This window comes from Fructilactobacillus sp. X2R1C1, from assembly GCF_059901435.1.
On record NZ_JBWXUV010000004.1, the window covers coordinates 70,315 to 88,521 of the forward strand.

At 39.1% G+C, this 18,207-nt stretch carries 17 protein-coding genes; 3 read left to right on the forward strand and 14 right to left on the reverse strand.

The window, feature by feature from the left end:
• Nucleotides 1–87 precede the first annotated feature (87 nt).
• From trxB to AC6UDG_RS06095, 12 genes are all read right to left on the reverse strand, one after another.
• The gene (gene trxB, locus AC6UDG_RS06040) at nt 88–1,020 is read right to left on the reverse strand and encodes a thioredoxin-disulfide reductase (protein WP_500699851.1); all 933 of its coding nucleotides are present in this window, start codon (nt 1,018–1,020) and stop codon (nt 88–90) included.
• 16 nt (nt 1,021–1,036) lie between these two features.
• Nucleotides 1,037–1,546, reverse strand: a complete 510-nt coding sequence (locus tag AC6UDG_RS06045; RefSeq protein WP_500694437.1) for a thiol peroxidase — start codon at nt 1,544–1,546, stop codon at nt 1,037–1,039.
• Nucleotides 1,547–1,664: 118 nt separating this feature from the next.
• Nucleotides 1,665–2,564 carry a UTP--glucose-1-phosphate uridylyltransferase GalU gene (galU, locus tag AC6UDG_RS06050; protein ID WP_500694438.1) on the reverse strand — a complete coding sequence of 300 codons (900 nt, stop codon included), beginning with the start codon at nt 2,562–2,564 and terminating at the stop codon, nt 1,665–1,667.
• A 23-nt stretch (nt 2,565–2,587) separates the two neighbouring features.
• Nucleotides 2,588–3,604 carry an NAD(P)H-dependent glycerol-3-phosphate dehydrogenase gene (locus AC6UDG_RS06055; RefSeq protein WP_500706801.1) on the reverse strand — a complete coding sequence of 339 codons (1,017 nt, stop codon included), beginning with the start codon at nt 3,602–3,604 and terminating at the stop codon, nt 2,588–2,590.
• Between the two features lie 26 nt (nt 3,605–3,630).
• The gene (gene lgt / locus AC6UDG_RS06060) at nt 3,631–4,452 is read right to left on the reverse strand and encodes a prolipoprotein diacylglyceryl transferase (protein WP_500706802.1); all 822 of its coding nucleotides are present in this window, start codon (nt 4,450–4,452) and stop codon (nt 3,631–3,633) included.
• A gap of 2 nt (nt 4,453–4,454) precedes the next feature.
• Nucleotides 4,455–5,471 carry an HPr(Ser) kinase/phosphatase gene (gene hprK, locus AC6UDG_RS06065; RefSeq protein WP_500694441.1) on the reverse strand — a complete coding sequence of 339 codons (1,017 nt, stop codon included), beginning with the start codon at nt 5,469–5,471 and terminating at the stop codon, nt 4,455–4,457.
• Nucleotides 5,472–5,587: 116 nt separating this feature from the next.
• Nucleotides 5,588–6,745, reverse strand: coding sequence for a PDZ domain-containing protein (locus tag AC6UDG_RS06070; protein ID WP_500706803.1), 1,158 nt, complete (start codon nt 6,743–6,745; stop codon nt 5,588–5,590).
• Nucleotides 6,746–6,763: 18 nt separating this feature from the next.
• Nucleotides 6,764–7,880 (reverse strand): peptide chain release factor 2 gene (gene prfB, locus AC6UDG_RS06075; protein WP_500696122.1). Its coding sequence is split into 2 segments (ribosomal slippage): nt 6,764–7,807 and nt 7,809–7,880, totalling 1,116 coding nucleotides; the frame shifts between segments, so codons are not numbered across the junction.
• Between the two features lie 52 nt (nt 7,881–7,932).
• A complete protein-coding gene (gene secA / locus AC6UDG_RS06080) occupies nt 7,933–10,299 on the reverse strand; it encodes a preprotein translocase subunit SecA (RefSeq protein ID WP_500694444.1) in 2,367 nt (788 codons plus the stop codon).
• A gap of 133 nt (nt 10,300–10,432) precedes the next feature.
• On the reverse strand, nt 10,433–10,966 hold the full coding sequence (gene hpf, locus AC6UDG_RS06085; RefSeq protein WP_500694445.1) for a ribosome hibernation-promoting factor, HPF/YfiA family: 534 nt from the start codon (nt 10,964–10,966) through the stop codon (nt 10,433–10,435).
• 88 nt (nt 10,967–11,054) lie between these two features.
• A complete protein-coding gene (locus AC6UDG_RS06090) occupies nt 11,055–11,477 on the reverse strand; it encodes a ComF family protein (RefSeq protein ID WP_500706804.1) in 423 nt (140 codons plus the stop codon).
• Nucleotides 11,478–11,736: 259 nt separating this feature from the next.
• The gene (locus AC6UDG_RS06095; RefSeq protein WP_500706805.1) at nt 11,737–13,077 is read right to left on the reverse strand and encodes an ATP-dependent helicase ComFA; all 1,341 of its coding nucleotides are present in this window, start codon (nt 13,075–13,077) and stop codon (nt 11,737–11,739) included.
• Between the two features lie 46 nt (nt 13,078–13,123).
• Here AC6UDG_RS06095 and AC6UDG_RS06100 point away from each other — a divergent pair, with 46 nt between their 5' ends.
• A complete protein-coding gene (locus AC6UDG_RS06100; RefSeq protein ID WP_500694448.1) occupies nt 13,124–13,756 on the forward strand; it encodes a YigZ family protein in 633 nt (210 codons plus the stop codon).
• Nucleotides 13,757–13,785: 29 nt separating this feature from the next.
• Here AC6UDG_RS06100 and AC6UDG_RS06105 read toward each other — a convergent pair whose 3' ends face one another.
• Nucleotides 13,786–14,937, reverse strand: coding sequence for a glycosyltransferase family 4 protein (locus AC6UDG_RS06105; RefSeq protein WP_500706806.1), 1,152 nt, complete (start codon nt 14,935–14,937; stop codon nt 13,786–13,788).
• 203 nt (nt 14,938–15,140) lie between these two features.
• Between AC6UDG_RS06105 and AC6UDG_RS06110 the strand changes: the two genes are divergently transcribed.
• Together AC6UDG_RS06110 and lrgB are read left to right on the forward strand one after the other, a co-directional pair.
• Entirely contained in the window at nt 15,141–15,563 is a 423-nt protein-coding gene (locus AC6UDG_RS06110; RefSeq protein WP_500696812.1) for a CidA/LrgA family protein, read from the forward strand.
• A 6-nt stretch (nt 15,564–15,569) separates the two neighbouring features.
• Complete coding sequence (gene lrgB, locus AC6UDG_RS06115) at nt 15,570–16,307, forward strand: antiholin-like protein LrgB (RefSeq protein WP_500701503.1); 738 nt, start codon at nt 15,570–15,572, stop codon at nt 16,305–16,307.
• A 53-nt stretch (nt 16,308–16,360) separates the two neighbouring features.
• Here lrgB and kimA read toward each other — a convergent pair whose 3' ends face one another.
• The gene (gene kimA / locus AC6UDG_RS06120) at nt 16,361–18,196 is read right to left on the reverse strand and encodes a potassium transporter KimA (RefSeq protein WP_500696129.1); all 1,836 of its coding nucleotides are present in this window, start codon (nt 18,194–18,196) and stop codon (nt 16,361–16,363) included.
• Nucleotides 18,197–18,207: the final 11 nt, after the last annotated feature.

Genomic DNA, 18,207 nt, shown 5'->3' on the forward strand with positions numbered 1-18,207 from the left:
AATTCTAGCATACGAACATACTTTCGCAAAGCAATTAGACCAAAGCTTCCATACAAAAAGAGCAGATCGACTCTGCTCTTTTTTCGTTTAATCTTTAGTTTTAAGCTCTTCAACGTAATTGAAAACACCTTGACCTGCAGTTCCGCCATCGCCGACTGCAGTCGTAATTTGACGTAAGTGTTTCTTTCGCACGTCACCAACCGCAAATACACCAGGTATCTTAGTTTTCATTTCATCATCCGTGTCGATCCAACCTTGTTCATCTGTGATGCCAAGGTTTTTGAAGGCAGCTGTCATTGGTAAAATACCAACGTAAATAAACACACCAGAAGCTTTAATATTAGTGGTTTCACCAGTCTGGTTGTTTTTAACCGCAACCCCGGTTACTTTTTGACCGTCACCTTCAATATCAGTAACGTTACTGTTCCAGACAAAATCGATATTGTCCTTATCGAAGGCCCGCTTCTGCAGAATCTTCTGGGCCCGAAGTTGATCACGTCTGTGAATGACCGTAACGTGCTTTACGATATTGGATAGATAAGTAGCTTCCTCAATCGCAGAGTCACCGCCACCAACGACAACAACGTCTTCGCCTTTAAAGAAGGCGCCATCACAAACCGCACAGTAAGAAACACCTTTCCCACTGTAGTCTTGCTCACCGGGAACTCCGAGTTTCTTGTACTCAGAACCAGCACCAATAATTACAGAAGGAGCCTCATAGTCACCGTCTTCAGTCTTAACAATCCGCTTATCGCCATCAATGTCAATGCCCGTAACGGTTCCGTAGCCATACTCAGCACCAAATTGAGTACTCCCATCGTACATTTTTTTAGATAGATCTGGTCCTAAGACTGATTTAAATCCGGGATAATTCTCAATTTCGGCGGTGTTGTTCATCTGTCCACCATAGATCCCACGATCAAGCATTAATACAGATAGTTCGGCTCGTGATGCATACAATGCTGCCGTCATTCCTGCTGGACCAGCACCGATTACAATTACATCATACTTTTTTGCCATTATATCGCCTCAATCATTATTTATTGTTTGTTACTTTCTTTAACTCGTCAAGAACTGGTTCGTAGTTTGGTTGATGAGTAATTTCTGGAACTGCTTGGCAATACAAAATTTTGCCTTCAGCATTTACCAAGTAAACCACCCGAGCTAAGTGACCAAAAGCCGGGATGTATAAGTGCATGGCTTTTCCAAATGAACCATTAAAATCAGAAAGAATTTCCATGTTGTTAACACCGTGAGCGGCACACCAATTTTTTTGGTATTCAATTGGGTTATTTGAAATGGTAACAAATTTAATTCCCTTAAACTTTGATGCTTCTTGGTTAAAACGAGCAGTTTCTAAACTACATACCTTTGTCTTTAAGTTAGGAACCACACTAATCAACGTTGTCTGACCCTTTAAATCATCAGTCGTAACATCTTTCCCTTCAGCATTTTTTACGGTAAATTTTGGTAGATAATCGCCAACCTTTGGTTGATCATCACCCATTAACCATGATACTGGTAGTCCACCTAATTTAATTTTCATAACCAAAAACCTCCTTGACTAATATCAATTGTACAAAATTATATTATCATAAACTGAATTAAATGTTTAATCATTATACTTCAAAATAAAAAATGCCGGCAAAAGTCGGCATTTTAATCTAATTTTTCTGTTGTTCGTCTTCCTTAGTCAGCTTTTGACCAAGGTTCTTAATGTATTCACGTAATTCTTGCTCAATTTCAGGGTGTTTTAAACCAAAGGTAATGTTAGTCTCAAGCCAGCTAAGCTTATTGCCGGTATCGTAACGATCACCCTTAAACTCATGAGCAAACACTCTTTGAGTTTGATTTAAGGTATTGATGGCATCGGTTAGCTGAACTTCATTCCCCTTACCTGGCTTAGTGTGTTCCAAAACGTCAAAGATCTGTGGAGTTAACAAGTAACGTCCAATAATTGCTAAATCACTAGGAGCGTCCTTAGGATCTGGCTTTTCAACGAAGTTTCTCACATTATAAAGTCCCTTTGAAACCTCGCTAACTGGTTCAATTACTCCGTATTTAGAAGTCTCTTTATGAGGGACTTTCATAACGGCAAGGGTTGAAGCTCCCGTCTTTTCGTAACTATTCATCAATTGTTTGGTGAGCGGAGTCGTATCTTCCATCAAGTCGTCTCCAAGCATAACCACAAATGGATCATTTCCAATGAAACTTTTGGCCGTTAAAACAGCGTCGCCAAGTCCACGTGGATAAGATTGTCTAATAAAGTAAATGTTCATATCATTAGTCTTCTGAATTGACTTGAGCATCTTTTCTTTACCCTTTTTTTCAAGGTTTTCTTCAAGCATTACGTTTGAATCAAAATGATCTTCAATGGCACGCTTGCCCTTACCAATCACAATGACAATGTCTTTGATTCCAGAAGCCTTAGCTTCTTCAACAATGTATTGAATGGTTGGAATATCAACAATTGGTAACATTTCCTTTGGAAGTGCTTTCGTTTCAGGTAAAAATCTTGTTCCTAAACCAGCGGCAGGAATAACAGCTTTAGTTACTTTTTTCATCTTCTTATATACCCCTTTTATAATTAACCTTGTTCTGAACGTCCCTCTCTAGACATTAAATTAGAAATCGCGTCAGAAACGGTTTCTTCATTATTAATTACTGCATGAATTGCGGATGTAATGGGCATTTCTACCCCACGTTGTTTTGATAATTCAAATGCAGCTTGATTGGTGTCGATTCCCTCGATCACCATGCCCATGTCTTTAACAACGTCATCCAATTTCTTACCCTTGCCGAGCTGATAACCAGCCCGCCAATTGCGAGAATCAGAACTAGTTGCGGTGACAATCACGTCACCTACACCAGACAATCCGCTAAAAGTTAATGGGTCCGCACCAAATGATACACCTAAACGTGATATTTCCGCAATACCACGGGTCATGAGGGCTGCTTTTGCATTATCACCGTAACCCAAACCTACCAAGGCTCCAGCTCCTAATGCAATAATATTTTTTAAAGCCCCACCAAGTTCAACTCCAATAATGTCGTTATTAGTATAAATTCTGAAATAATCATTCATGAATAATTTTTGAAAATGCTCAGCAGATGGCATATCATCGCTCGCAACCGTAACTAAGGTAATATCACGTCTAGCAACATCTTCAGCTTGACTAGGTCCAGAAAGGGCTGAAATCGACTTACGATTTTGAGGATCAATTTCTTCTTGCAATACCTGAGACATTCGATCATAGGTACCCTTTTCAATGCCCTTACTTCCATGGATGATATATGGTTTCATTTCTAACTTGCCCAAAATTTTGTTAGCTTGATTTGCAACCGAACGAGTTGCCTGTGATGGAACAATGAATAAAACATCATCGGCTCCTTTAAGTGCCTCTTCCATGTCAGCATAAGCTTTCATCTCTTTTGGAAAGGTAAAGTTCTTGATGTAATGGGAATTAGTGTGCTGATTATTTAACTCATCCACCTGTTCCTTGCTTTTCGACCAAATTTTAACTTCATGCCCATTTTCAACTAAAATATCGGCGAGCATGCTGCCCCATGATCCTGCACCGAGTACTGCGATTTTTTCTGTCATTATTTAAATTATCTCCTACAAATCACTTAACTACCGTAGTACCAGACTAACTGGTCGTTTCGTCTACGATAAATTAAAACAAATAGTGCTACTACGAATAATAAAATGGAAAGCAACTGTGATACCCGGATTACCCCGAATAACATTAAACTATCGGTCCGCATGCCCTCGGTGAAAAAACGTCCAAACGAATACCACATCACGTAACTTAAAAAAACTTCCCCACGCTTAAAGAACTGCGGGGCATGTCTCATAATCATCAAGACAGCAAATCCTGCTAAATCCCAAAGTGACTCATATAAAAACGTTGGTTGGCGGTACGCCCCGCTAATAAACATTTGATTGATGATAACGTCAGGTAAATGTAAATGCTGTAAAAATTGAAGTGATGTTACCGCTCCAAATGCTTCCTGATTCATGAAATTACCCCAACGACCAATTCCTTGAGCCATAATGACGGTTGGAGCGGCAATATCTAAAATCTGCCAGACTGACAAATGATGTTTAAAACAAAACCACCAAATAAATAATCCAGCCCCGACTAAAGCTCCATAAATGGCAATTCCACCATCCCAAATTTGAATAATCTCATCTAGATGATGGCGATAATAACCCCATTGAAAAACCACATAATAGATTCGAGCCGAAACAATCGCAATTGGAATCGCCCACAAAATCAAATCATATAAGACATCTTCATTTAAGTGTTGTCGCTTAGCTTCTTTCATTGAAAGGTAAACGGCAATCAAGACAGCGGCAGCGATAAAAATACCATACCAGTGGACCGCAATTGGTCCGAGATGAATTGCAACCGGATTTAATGCCAATATGCTAAACACAACTTCCACTCCTATTCAGGATCCTTATTAGCATCTTGGCTAATATCTTTCTTATTTTGTTCAACTGCTTGTTCTTCGTGTTTTTGCTCCTGGTTGTTTTTAGAAGCATTTTCTTTGATTAATTCATTTAAATTGTTATCAAAGACCTTAGTCGCATCGTATCCCATTGAACGAGCCCTAAAGTTCATCGCAGCGGTTTCAATGATAATGGCTAAGTTTCGACCGGGTTTTACCGGAATCGTCAATTTCTTCAAATCAACGTCAAAGATTCGAGTTGTTTCACGGTCGGTCCCAAGCCGATCATACTTAGTATCCTTGTTCCACTGGTCCAAATGAACGATTAAGTCCACTTTTGATTGAGAACGAACGGCACCGGCACCAAACAGGTTCATTACATCAATAATTCCAATCCCACGAATTTCTAGTAAGTGATTAAGAATCTTGGGAGCTTGACCAATCAAGGTTTGCTCATCTTGTTGATAAACCTCAACTCGATCATCAGCAATTAAACGATGACCACGCTTAACAAGTTCTAGCGCCGTTTCACTCTTACCAATTCCAGAATCACCGGTAATTAAAACACCAAGTCCATAAACTTCAACCAAAACACCATGAATGGACTTTCTTTCGGCTAACTTAGCTTCAAGATACGTCGTCATATTACTTAGAATTCTAGAGGTGGTTAACTTTGAACCTAAGATTGGAATGTGAGCCTTTTTGGCGGCTGCCACTAACTGCTCAGGTGGTTCTAGTTGAGTAGAAATAACAAATGCAGGCGTTTCTGGTTGACACATTTTGGTCATTACTTCTTTTAATTTTTCATCACTCATTCCCTTTGCAAATGAGGTTTCAGTTATCCCAAAGATCTGAATTCGCTTGGCTGGGTAGTAGTTAAAATATCCAGTCAATTCCAGTCCCGGACGTGAAATGTCACTAGTGGTAATGGGACGGTCTAAATATTCACGACCCCAAAAGACACTAAGATGAGTGTTCTTTACTAAATCAGCTACCGTTACACTCTGAGCCATTGGACCTACCTCCAAATAAAATTAATTTACTTAATTCTAACACAATCAGACCTAATTTAGGCGGTTCTTAATTTTATGCAAAATAAAAGAAGCGCCCATTAACTGGGTGCTTCTAACTAATTATTTTGAAACATTTCAATTCCAATCTCATGCGGTGAACCATCGTAAATTGCCGTTTCTTTAATCTCTAATTGATTCTTACGATTTTTAACCTTCATGTGAACAAAGGTCGGATCATCTTGTAAAGCAGAATACAATTGACTTTCCGAATTTACCGGAACATTGTTAACTTCAACAATTAAGTCACCCGTTTTAAGTCCCATCTTATCGGCTGGAGTGCGGGGTTTAATCCCAATGATTCGGATTCCATCAACCGCTTGACTAATCTGATTCCCAGTCTTTCGGTCAACGCGATGGAAGTGATACATGATGATTACATAAACCACTGCCAATAAAGCAATCGCGATGATAACGTAGTAACTATTTCTCATAAAGTAAGCACCCGCCGTTAGTAAAATGGCTAACAATGCGAGTTCTCCAATCGCGTTTGAAATCCGTGGCATTAATTCATTTGGCAAATGGTTAACAAACTTGAAGCGAAAACCAATCAAAAACGGAACAACCAAGAAGGTTACATGTGCACCAAAAATATTAAAAACTGGCCACATTGGTACGATCGTTTCGATTAATTTACCAGGAATCATCAGTACCAGCGGAATCACAGCTAACTCATTGTATCCATAAGATGCCACTCGGTTTCCGCGCCGATTCTTTGAAACCTGAGGAGAGTTAATTGTCCTACCATTCATCTTCAAAAAGATAAACATTAGAACCAGCATGATTGTGATTAAGGCTAAGTAATTGGCCGATCTTGATGCGTTCATATTCACGGCACCAATAAAGTCGCCACCCTTAATCATCGGGATTGAATAATCATTGAAGAAGACCCCAACAAAAACTGATCCAAATAAGATCAATGTCGGCACTAAGATTCCTGGGATCAGTAAACTAATGGCGATCAATAATTCATATAATAAAATCCAATTTAAGGACACTTCAATCCCAACCAAAGCAGTTAAAATTGATCCAACAATTCCCAGCACAATTAATGATTTAAAAAAGACCCATCCTTCGTGAAATTTAGGGTTAACAGCACTTTCAAATAAGCGTCGTTCTCGATTTACTCTTCGATTGTAAACGAAGAAAACGCGAATAAGTGCAAACCAAAAAGCTGGCATAAAGACAAAAAACAAAATATTAGTCGCAACTGACATAATGAACTTCCTTTTTCGTTATTTTGGGTTCTTCTGTTTTAAATTCCACTGCAAATACGCGTTAATGAATGGATTCAAATCACCATCCATCACTGCTTGACCATTACCAGTCTCATAATTGGTCCGATGATCCTTAACCATTGTATAGGGATGAAAAACATAAGAACGAATTTGTGAACCCCAACCAATATCAAGCTGCTTACCCTCAATCTTGGCTTTCTCTTCTTCTTTTTTCTCTTGTTCACGTTCGTACAACTTTGATTTTAACATATTCATCGCTGTAACTCTATTCTGTAATTGTGAACGTTGGGCCTGACTTGAGGTGACAATTCCAGTTGGTAAGTGGGTAATTCGAACCGCTGAAGAGGTTTTGTTAATATGCTGTCCACCAGCACCGCTTGATCGAAAAACATCAATCCGGAGATCTTCTGGGTTAATGTCAACGTTCACGGTTTCATCAAGCTCTGGCATAACATCAACGGAGGCAAACGACGTATGACGCCGCCCTGCTGAATCGAAGGGTGAGATCCGCACTAACCGGTGAACGCCTTTTTCTGATTTCAGGTAACCATAGGCGTTGGTTCCAGATACTAAAAATGTCACACTGTTGATCCCAGCAACGTCACCTGGTTGATAGTCTTCGACTGAAACCGAAAAGCCGTTTTGTTCGGCCCATCGTTGATACATCCGAAATAACATGGACCCCCAGTCTTGTGATTCAGTTCCACCAGCTCCAGGATGGATCTCAACAATTGCATTATTTTCATCGTATTTCCCATTCAAAAGTAAACTCAGCTGATAACTACTAAGTTCCTTTTGGGTCTTGGCTAATTCGTCATCGAACTCTTTCTTTAAATCATCATCACTAACTTCTTCAAGGAGTTCGAGGTTAACCTTTAAATCTTCCACCTTTTTAGCCAGTGAATTAAAATTATCATATTTTAATTTTAATCGATTGTTCTCATCAATTAATTTCTGGGCTTTTCTTTGGTCATCCCAAAATCCCGGTTCAGCCATTTTAGCCTCATTAACCGAAATATTTTCACTTAGTTGATCCAGGTCAAAGTGACCCCCTAAAGCCAGCTACGGCTTTTTTAATCTTTTCGACCTGTCCACGTGCTTCACTTAATTCCATTTCATACTCCTGAAGATGAAAAAACGGAGACCAAAAGTCCTCCGTTCTTAAACTATCTTTCCATATTTTGTCTGATCTCAGCTTTCATAAACAACCTAGTGACATCGTAGTCAATATCAGAGACCATTTCTTCAAACATTCTAAATCCTTCACGTTGATACTCAACTAACGGGTTTAATTGACCATAACCACGAAGACCGATTGACTCTCGTAATTGGTCCATTGAATCGATGTGGTCAGTCCAGTGTGAATCAACCACCCTAAGCACAACCACTTTTTCAAATTCAAGCATCTGTTCTGGATCCTGGAGCTCTTTTTCTTTCTTATCATACTCAGTATCAACGAGTCCCATCAAGTATGCCTTAATTTCATCACTTGATTTTCCCTTCAAGTCATCAATGCTAATTTGATCGGGACTAACTAATGAATTAATCGCAAAATCAAGGATGGTTTGGAGATCCCATTTCTTTTGATCTCCCTGAGTGTGCAAGTTGACAATTCGATTAACCGTTCGTTTGATCATTGGCATAATAACCCACTTAAGTGACTTATTTTCGTCAATCACCTTACTACGCTCGCCATAGATTACATCACGTTGTTGACGCATCACATCATCGTACTTTAACACGTTTTTACGTGAATCATAGTTATTACCTTCAACTCGTTTTTGAGCCGATTCGACCTGCTTCGTGATCATGTGACTCCGGATAACCGCATCATCGCCCTCAACTTTCATCGAATCGAGAATGCTTTTAACCTTATCTGATCCGAAACGACGCATCAAATCATCTTCAAGTGAAAGATAGAATTGGGAATAACCAGGATCACCTTGTCTTCCAGAACGTCCACGTAATTGATTATCAATTCTTCGTGACTCGTGTCGTTCGGTCCCGATAACCGCTAATCCACCTAATTTGACCACTCCAGGTCCAAGCTTAATATCAGTTCCACGACCGGCCATGTTGGTTGCAATGGTAACAGCTCCTTTTTGACCGGCGTTAGCAACAATGTCAGCTTCTTTGGCATGATTTTTTGCATTCAAAACTACGTGAGGAATTTTTTCTTCATCAAGTCGCTCTGAAAGATATTCAGAAGTTTCAACCGCAACCGTACCAATCAGGATTGGTTGTCCCCGTTTGTGTAAATCTTTAATTTTGGCAATAACAGCGTCAAATTTTGATTCCAAACTTGGATACAAAACATCTGGCTCATCAATTCTAACAACCGGTTTATTGGTTGGAACCGCAATGACATCCATGTTGTAAATTTCTCGAAACTCATCCTGTTCTGTCTTAGCGGTACCAGTCATTCCAGCTAATTTACTGTACTGTCTAAATAGGTTTTGATAGGTGATGTTAGCCATCGTCTTGCTTTCTTCTTGGATGGTAACACCCTCTTTAGCCTCAAGTGCTTGGTGAAGCCCATCTGAAAAACGACGACCTTCCATGATTCTTCCGGTAAAGGAATCAACGATTAAAACCTCGTCTTTTGAGACAACATAGTCTTTATCCTTTTCCATCACGTAATTGGCACGTAAAGCCTGATCCAAATGGTGGGTTAAAGCAGTGTTTTCCGTATCGTAAAGGTTATTTAAATTGAAGTACTTTTCAGCTTTTTCAATTCCAACATCCTTCAAAGAGACCGTTTTAGTCTCTAAATCAACTTTAAAATCCGTTTTAGGATTTAGTGTCTTGGCAAATTTATCTGCCTGCATGTAAAGCTTGTTTGACCCACGAGCTTCACCAGAAATGATCAATGGGGTCCTGGCTTCATCGATTAAGATCGAATCAACTTCGTCTACGATGGCAAAATTAAGTGGGCGTTGAACCCGATCTTCTTTATAAACCACCATGTTATCCCTTAAATAATCAAATCCAATCTCGCTATTAGTTGAATAAGTGATGTCGCTATCATAGGCAGCTCGTTTTTCTTCCGGATTCTTATCAGCCGAGTTCACCCCGACCGTTAAGCCTAGCCAATTGTATAACTGTCCCATTTGAGTGGCATCACGTTGTGATAGGTATTCATTAACCGTAACGACATGAACACCTTTCCCTGATAAAGCATTCAGGTAGACGGGCATTGTAGCCGTTAACGTTTTCCCTTCACCAGTCTTCATCTCAGCAATATTACCCTCATGAAGGACAATTCCACCCATAATCTGGACTCGAAATGGATTTAGTCCGAGCACTCGTCTGGCACCTTCACGGGCAACCGCAAAAGCCTCAGGTAACATGTCATCTAAGCTTTCACCATTTTGATAACGCTTTTGAAATTCTGGAGTTTTAGCTTGTAATTCCTTATCACTTAATTTTCGATATTGTTCTGAGTATGAGCTGACCTTATCGGCGAGCTTTCCTAATCGTTTCAGTTCGCTTTTGTCGCTTTCAACCCATTTCTTTAAAAGGTTTGTTGCCATTGATTGATTTCTCCTCTAGTGTCTAAACCGTTTTTGTTTCTCGAATTCTCAGTCTATTTTCTTATTCTAACATTTTATCAAATCAATTAAAAATTCATCACAAAAAAACAGAAATATGATATTTCTGTTTTTTCTAACGATCGGTTTTAATTAACCCATAGTCCCCATCATGTCTTCGATAAACAATATCAGTGGTGCCATCGGTGACATCAACATAGACAAAAAAATCATGCCCAATCAAATTCATCTGAATAATGGCATCTTCCGAAGTCATCTTCTGTAAAGGAATCCGCTTTTTCCTAACGATCTTAGATTCAGCTAATCGTTTATCGGGATCATTAAAAACGTGGGATAACTTATGCTCAGTTAATTCTTCATTTACCTTTGAGCCATATTTATCGATCTGTTGCTGGATATCGTGAATCGCGATATCAATGCTTTTGTGAATGTCATCAGAGTTGCCCTCACCTCGCAGTAAGAAGTTCGGTAGGATAATAGTGATTTCAGCTTTGATTCGTTCGTTAGAATAGTTCATAAGATCAACATGAGCAGTCCCTTTCACGTTTACATCAAAACGTTTATCAATTGTTTTGACGTGATGATTAATGTAATCACGGAGATCACTGGTGATTTCAACATCATCACCTCTTAATTTAGTTTCAAGCATTTTAATCTCTCCTATGCTTAGTATCATTGTCTTCAAACGAATCTCTTATAACTATTATAAATTCTAATCGATTAAATAACAATCAATACTAACGTGCAAGGGTAATACTTGAGACTTTCTTAACCCCATACGAATATAACAGTTTAGCTGCTAAGTGCAGGGTGGTTCCAGTCGTATACACATCATCAATCAAACAAACCTTTCTCCCACGTAGGTTGTTAGTCGACCACTCCGGCTCAACGTAAAATGGTTGTTTTAAATGCATCCTATCAAATTTATCTTTTTTGGACTGGGGTAAGCCCTTTTTTGACACCGCTCCTAAGACCTTTTGATATTTCACACCAGCTAACCACCCCTCAACCTGATTAAACTTTCGCACCTCAAACGTTTTCTTACTAATCGGGATGGGAACAATCATACCGCCGTCGTTATGGTCAAATATAAAAGACTGAAACTGACTCTGAAATAGTCGCCTTAACCGATAATCACCCTGAAACTTGTACCGAGCCATATAATCACTCACTTCATCATATGGAAACAACGCATGATTAATTAATTTGGGACCAGATTGATCTTCCCAAATTTTACAATCATCACACAACTCTAATTTCACTTGCTGCTTGCCACAATCTGGACACGCCGTTTTTAAATCAATGGGACAAAAAATTTTTTGACATTCATCACACATAATTGGCGGGACAAAGGAACGAAAACTTAAAATAAAGGAAATCCTCATATCACTTCTAATAATTTGATTACACCATAAACATTTATTCATTATTTTTTAATTTCATCCCTCTGCGATTCATAGCCCTAATCTCATTTTGGGCGCTAGTAATTCGTCTTGAAAAACTGCCCACAAAAAAATCAACGTTACCGGTCGGTCTGGTCCTTTTTCGACCCACTCTTCCTGCCATCTGAACTAATGACGACGTAGAAAAGACCTCATCGTCGGCTCCCAGTACCATTACATCAATATCCGGAAAAGTCACTCCTCGTTCTAAGATGGTCGTAGTAACCAAAAATAACACTTGCTGGTCACGCATGGCTTGAACCTTTTCCATTCGTTTCTTGTCAGCAGAATAAACACATTCCCATACCTTTGGACCACGGATTTGTTTGCTTAAAATCCGATCAACCACCGGTAAATCTTTAATCTTAGGAACAAACAATAAAAATCTTCTTCTAATTGCAACGTTACGCTGACACATTTTAATTAATTGATGGGGTAACCTTCCCTTTGATAATTGCATCCGCCATTTTCTTGACAAGTGAACTTTAATCACGGGCAATAAATGACCATGAAACCTGATCGGCAAATAACTCATATCTCCATTTCCACGCGTGATTTGGGTTCTCAGTCGTTTACTTGGAGTGGCACTTAACATGATTCTTTGTCCCGTAGTCTTTAAGGCATGCTTTACGGCAAACTCCAGGTTAACGTTGTTAACGAATGGAAACGCATCAACTTCATCAATAATCAATAAATCAAAAGCATGAAAGAAACGCATGAGTTGGTGGGTCGTACAGACAGTTAGTTGACAATATCGGTAATCATCCTTACTTTTACCATGTAATAAAACCATATCAAGGTTAGAAAAAGCCGCTTTAAGACGCGGATAAAGTTCCGAACACACGTCAACTCTGGGAGAAGCAATGGCAATTCGAAATTTACGTTCAATCGCCCATGTTAATACCGGAAAAAGCATCTCGGTCTTACCCGCTCCAGTAACCGCCCACAGTAGATGATCACGGTGATGTTTTACTGATTCAATCATCCTTAACGCACAGTCTTTTTGATTTACAGTTAGCGTCCCATCCCAAGTCAAAACATTACTTGGAACCACAACACGATTTGTTTCTAGGACACTAACCAGTTTCATCGAAGAATCAATTCGCCCCATTTCGATGCAATTGGGGCAGTAAAAAATATGATTGGGAAGTTCACATTTTGATTTTTCACAATTGAATCCACATCGGTTACAATGAATAGTAGTTTGATTAACCGTTACCGCTAATTCAAAATTAAGAAGTGGATCACTTAAAAGCATCGGATCAATCAAAGTGCTTGGCGTAAGTCTTCCCATTAGTTCTTTTTGATCTTTGATCATTAACTATCCGCCTCCATTTTTAAATACGAAGAACAGGAATAATTTAATGCAAAATTCTTTTTTAACCATTAAACAAGCTGGTCAAAATGAAATTATTATCAAAAAATCAAAGTTTATTGCTTCTGTATCTCGTGTCACGGACGAAGCGAGTGCTCAAGCATTCATCGCCAGTATCAAAAACCAAAATAAAAAGGCTAACCACAATTGTTTTGCCTATGTCATTGGCCCAAATGATGATGTCCAGCGAGAAAGTGACAACGGCGAACCCAGTGGGACTGCCGGGATTCCAATCCTGGATGCCATTAAAAACATGGAGCTTCACGACACAGTAATCGTAGTAACAAGGTACTTTGGTGGCATCAAACTAGGTGCTGGTGGCCTAATTCGAGCATATAGTAACTCGGCATCGGATGTGATTGAAAGGGTTGGAATTAGTAAAATGACGCTTAAAACTGCACTTACTATTTCAGTATCCTATAAGTTAAATGATAAACTCCAATATTTTCTTAAACAAAATAATCTACCAATTACTAACGTTGAATATGACACCAGTGTTCGGGTAAGCACCGCCATTTCAAATCATGTGATTGATGACTTCAAAACAAAAATCAACAATTTGCTTGCAGGAGACGTTCAATTCAAGATTGGTAAGGAAGCTTATTTTGAGAGTCCAGTTTAGTCTAAAAAGAGTAGTTCACCTTCAATGAACTACTCTTTTTTGTTTGATTTGGTTTTATGCTTTGCCTTGGTTTTAGTGATTTCGTTTTCGTGATTAGCCTTACTGGTTGTTCCAGTCACAACGCGTTTAATCAAATTAAGCAAGGGTTGCCGGTTCTTTCCGACTAATCCAATGGCTTCCACAAAAAGCTCAATCCCAATCAAAGTGGCAACCGTCAACAACACTGATCCCCAGAAACTGGACAATGGATAGAGTAAAGAGATGAAAGCGAAAATTAACGCAATTCCGTAAATCACCAAAACCGTTTGTCGGTGGGTCAAACCAATCTGCATCAACCGATGATGTAAATGGTGCTTATCAGCGTGAGAGATGGGCTGTTTGTTCAAAATCCGCCGTAAAATTGCATAAGCGGTGTCCGAGATTGGGACTCCCAAAATCACAACGGGAATAATGACCGATATGAAGGTGGCGTTTTTAAGACCTTGTAAAGAAAAGACCGAGATCATAAAGCCAATTAATAAGGATCCCGTATCCCCTAGGTAGATTCGAGCTGGGAAAAAATTATACGGTAAAAAGCCCAAACAGGAAGCGGCAAAAGTAAAAATCATGATTGACACGTAAACGTTACCGACGTTTAAAAAGAATAAGCCGATGATTCCCATCGTAGTCAGAGCAATAATGGCAATCCCCGTCGCTAGTCCATCCAGTCCATCGATTAAATTAATTGAGTTCGTAATCCCGAGAATCCATATCCAGGTAATTGGTAGACTTAACCATCCCAGACTAACATCATCAAAGAATGGGAGCGTAATGGAGCTCATCTGAATGCCCGCAAAAATGTACACCCATAGTGCTGCTAGTGAGATCCCAATCACCTTTTGTCGTGGCTTCAATTCAAAAATATCATCAATGACCCCCGTCATAATGATAATAATTTCTCCGCCCAGAATTCCCCACAACTTACTAGATGGAATTTGGTTTCGCAAAAAAACGCAAGTCGTAATGGTATAAGCAATAAAAATTGCCAGACCACCCAACGTTGGCATTGGAATTTTATTTACACGTCTTTTATTCGGTTTATCAATGGCGCCAATTTTGAATGCTAAAATTCTGATAAAAGGGGTTAAAACCGCCGACATTATCATCGTTGCAAACAAATAGACGAATATTTCAAATTTCAATTAAGTATGGCCTTCCACGATTAAGTTTATATTCAATTATACAAACGGAAAATAACAAACACAAGCTTCCCTTTATTTAATTTAATGATAATTAAATCTAATGATAACAATTAAAATTTTGGTTTGTTTTTTAGTTCATTTCATATATTATATTAAATATAGAAATAGCTAAATCAATCACATACTTTTGAAAGGAGTCAAACATGCAAAATAAAGAAGAAAAATCTCAAAAAGATGCTCCATTGTTAACTCAACTCGGTATCTTTGGGGTCATTTTATTCGTCTCAAGTCTAATCTCAGCACTCTTTCCAGCCAACTTTCCAGTTCCAACCCCAGTAATTGGGTTGGTGATATTATATTTGTTATTGACCTTTAAAGTCATTAAACCAGAACAGGTCGAAAAGGTCGGATCATTTTTTATTGGAATCCTAGGATTCCTTTTCGTCCCTTCTGGAATTCAATTAGCGGCCTCCCTCGACATTATGAAACATTCTGGCGTCAAACTAGTGATTATGATCATTATTTCGACAGTCGTCATGTTGGTGTCGGTGGCTTTAGTTGCTACTTTTTTGATATGGGCCCGCAATAAAATTTTTGGCAAAAAACAAGACATTGATAAGGAGTAACCAAATATGCAAACGGAACTATTAAAATTTTTAGGCAATCCAATGTTTGGAATTGCTTTATCATTGGTGGTCTATCTGATTGGATCATTTCTATTTAAAAAATTTAACGGTTTTTTTCTTTTTCAACCATTATTTGTTGGGATGGTGCTCGGGATCTTTGTTCTCTGGTTAATGAGCAAAGCAACGGGGATTAACATTACCTGGATTTACACTCATCTGTATAAGCCAGGTGGTGATATTATTTTTTGGTTCCTCTTCCCTACCACGATTGCTTTCGCAGTCCCACTCTTCAAGCGAAACGACATCGTGAAAAAGTACTGGTTTGAAATTTTGTTATCACTAATAATCGGTTTAACCATTTCGGTAATCATCATGTACTTTGTCTCCAAGTTAATTGGATTAAACAAGTCGGAAATTGCTTCCATGCTTCCGCAAGCTGCCACTACCGCAGTTGCAATGCCAATCGCCCAAGGCATTAACGGTGTGCCAGCAATTACCGCTATGGCATGTATTTTAAACGCTGTTATTATTTACGCACTTGGCGACTGGATCATTAAAATATTCAGATTGAAGAACCCCATCGGAATTGGATTGGGGCTTGGAACGGCAGGACACACCCTTGGATCAGCTAAAGCCCTTGAACTTGGTGAAGTTCAGGGCTCCATGGCTGCGATTGCGGTGGTCATTATTTCGGTGGTCGTTGATATCATCGTCCCACTATTTGCTCATATTGTGCACCTTTAAATCCAAATCAAAAAAGCTAGGCTATGTTTAACATAGCCTAGCTTTTTGTTCTATTATTCACTTAAATGATAGTTATACGTCGATACAATGATGTCCTGACGTGAATTCAAGGCACTTCTTAATCGAACAGCAGTCTGATTATGAAGGACTTGTTGCCAGTAGTGTTTTGGTACAAACTGAGGAACCAAAACCGTCGTAGTATAATTGCGATCCTCATCCTGTTTTGCAATAACATCACAGAAACGAAGCACTGGATCGACAACCGAACGATACGAAGTATGAATATCGACAAATCGAATGTCTGGATACTCTTCCTTAAACTTCGTTGAAATTTTCTCTTCTTTTTGCGGATTATCGGCAAACGAAACGTGCATGGCAATGACATTGTCACCAATCGATCTCGCATAGTTAATTGCTTGTCTAGTAACTTGGGTAACATTTCCCACTAACACGATTACCGTTGAACCAGCATAGGTATGATTCTCATAATTAGGATCAGTTGAAATACGCAGCTGCTCAGCAATTCGCTGATAGTGAAGATGAATTTTGTAAAACATCAAAAGGAGCAACGGCATGATAATGAGATATGGCCAAACGTTTGCAAAATGAAGTGCAAACAGGAAGAAGACTAACATCACTGAGATGAACGCTCCAATAAAATTAATGACAGCCTTCACCGGCCACAAGCCATCTTTATTTCTGAACCAGTGAACAATCATTCCAGATTGAGACAACGTAAATGGAACAAACACACCAACAGCATAGAGTGGAATTAAGAGATTAGTTTTACCTTTAAAGAGGACAATTAAAACAATCGCACCTAAAGCTAACGAAATAATTCCATTTGAATAACCTAGTCGGTCACCCTTATCCAGGTAGGCATGTGGCAAATATTTATCTTTAGCCATGTTGTAGGCCAAAATTGGAAAGGCAGAGAAACCAGTGTTAGCAGCAACAGCTAAAATCAAGGCAGTTGCAAGCTGAAGTAAGTAGTACATGATTCCGTGACCAAAGACATTGGTACCAATCTGTGATAAGACGGTATCCTTAGCGTTAGGAATAACTCCCATGTAGTAACTTAGAAAGGTAATCCCAGCAAAGAAGATTCCTAAAATAATGGCCATGATACCTAATGTATTGGCAGCGTTCTTTCGTTTTGGTTGTTTAAAGTTTGGAACCGCATTACTAATGGCTTCAACTCCAGTTAACGATGCTGAACCAGATGAGAATGCCTTAAAGAATAATACCAAGGTCATTCCCTTAACTGAGGTATTCAGTGGAGCATACGCATGATAAGTAATTTTATTAGTTAAAATATTATAAGCACCAACAATGATTAAAATGATAATCATCACAATAAATAGGTACACTGGAATAACCAGGAATGAAGCTGAATCATGCATTCCACGAAGATTCAAAATCATGATAAATATTACAATTAAGATTGCAATCGGAACCTGATAATTATATAGCGCAGGGATGGCAGAAGTAATCGCTTCAGTCCCAGAAGTCGTTGAAACGGCAACCGTTAACATATAATCAACTAATAGGGACCCACCGGCAACTAAACCAGCAGTGTCACCCCAATTGGTTCGGGCAACAACGTAGGCACCTCCACCAGATGGATAAGCATAAATAATCTGTCGATAAGATAATGTGATTGCGGCTAACAGAACCAACACTAGCAGTGCGACCCACATTTGATACATTAATGCCGCGGTCGATAAGGTAATCAAAACGGCAGTAATCTGTTCAGTACCATAAGCAACTGATGATAAGGCATCAGATGACAGCAATGCTAAACCTTTGAACTTAGTGAGAGATTGACCAGAGCCTTCCGTTGTCTTAAGCGGACGTCCAATAATTAATCTTTTTAAATACCGCCACATTTAATCCATAC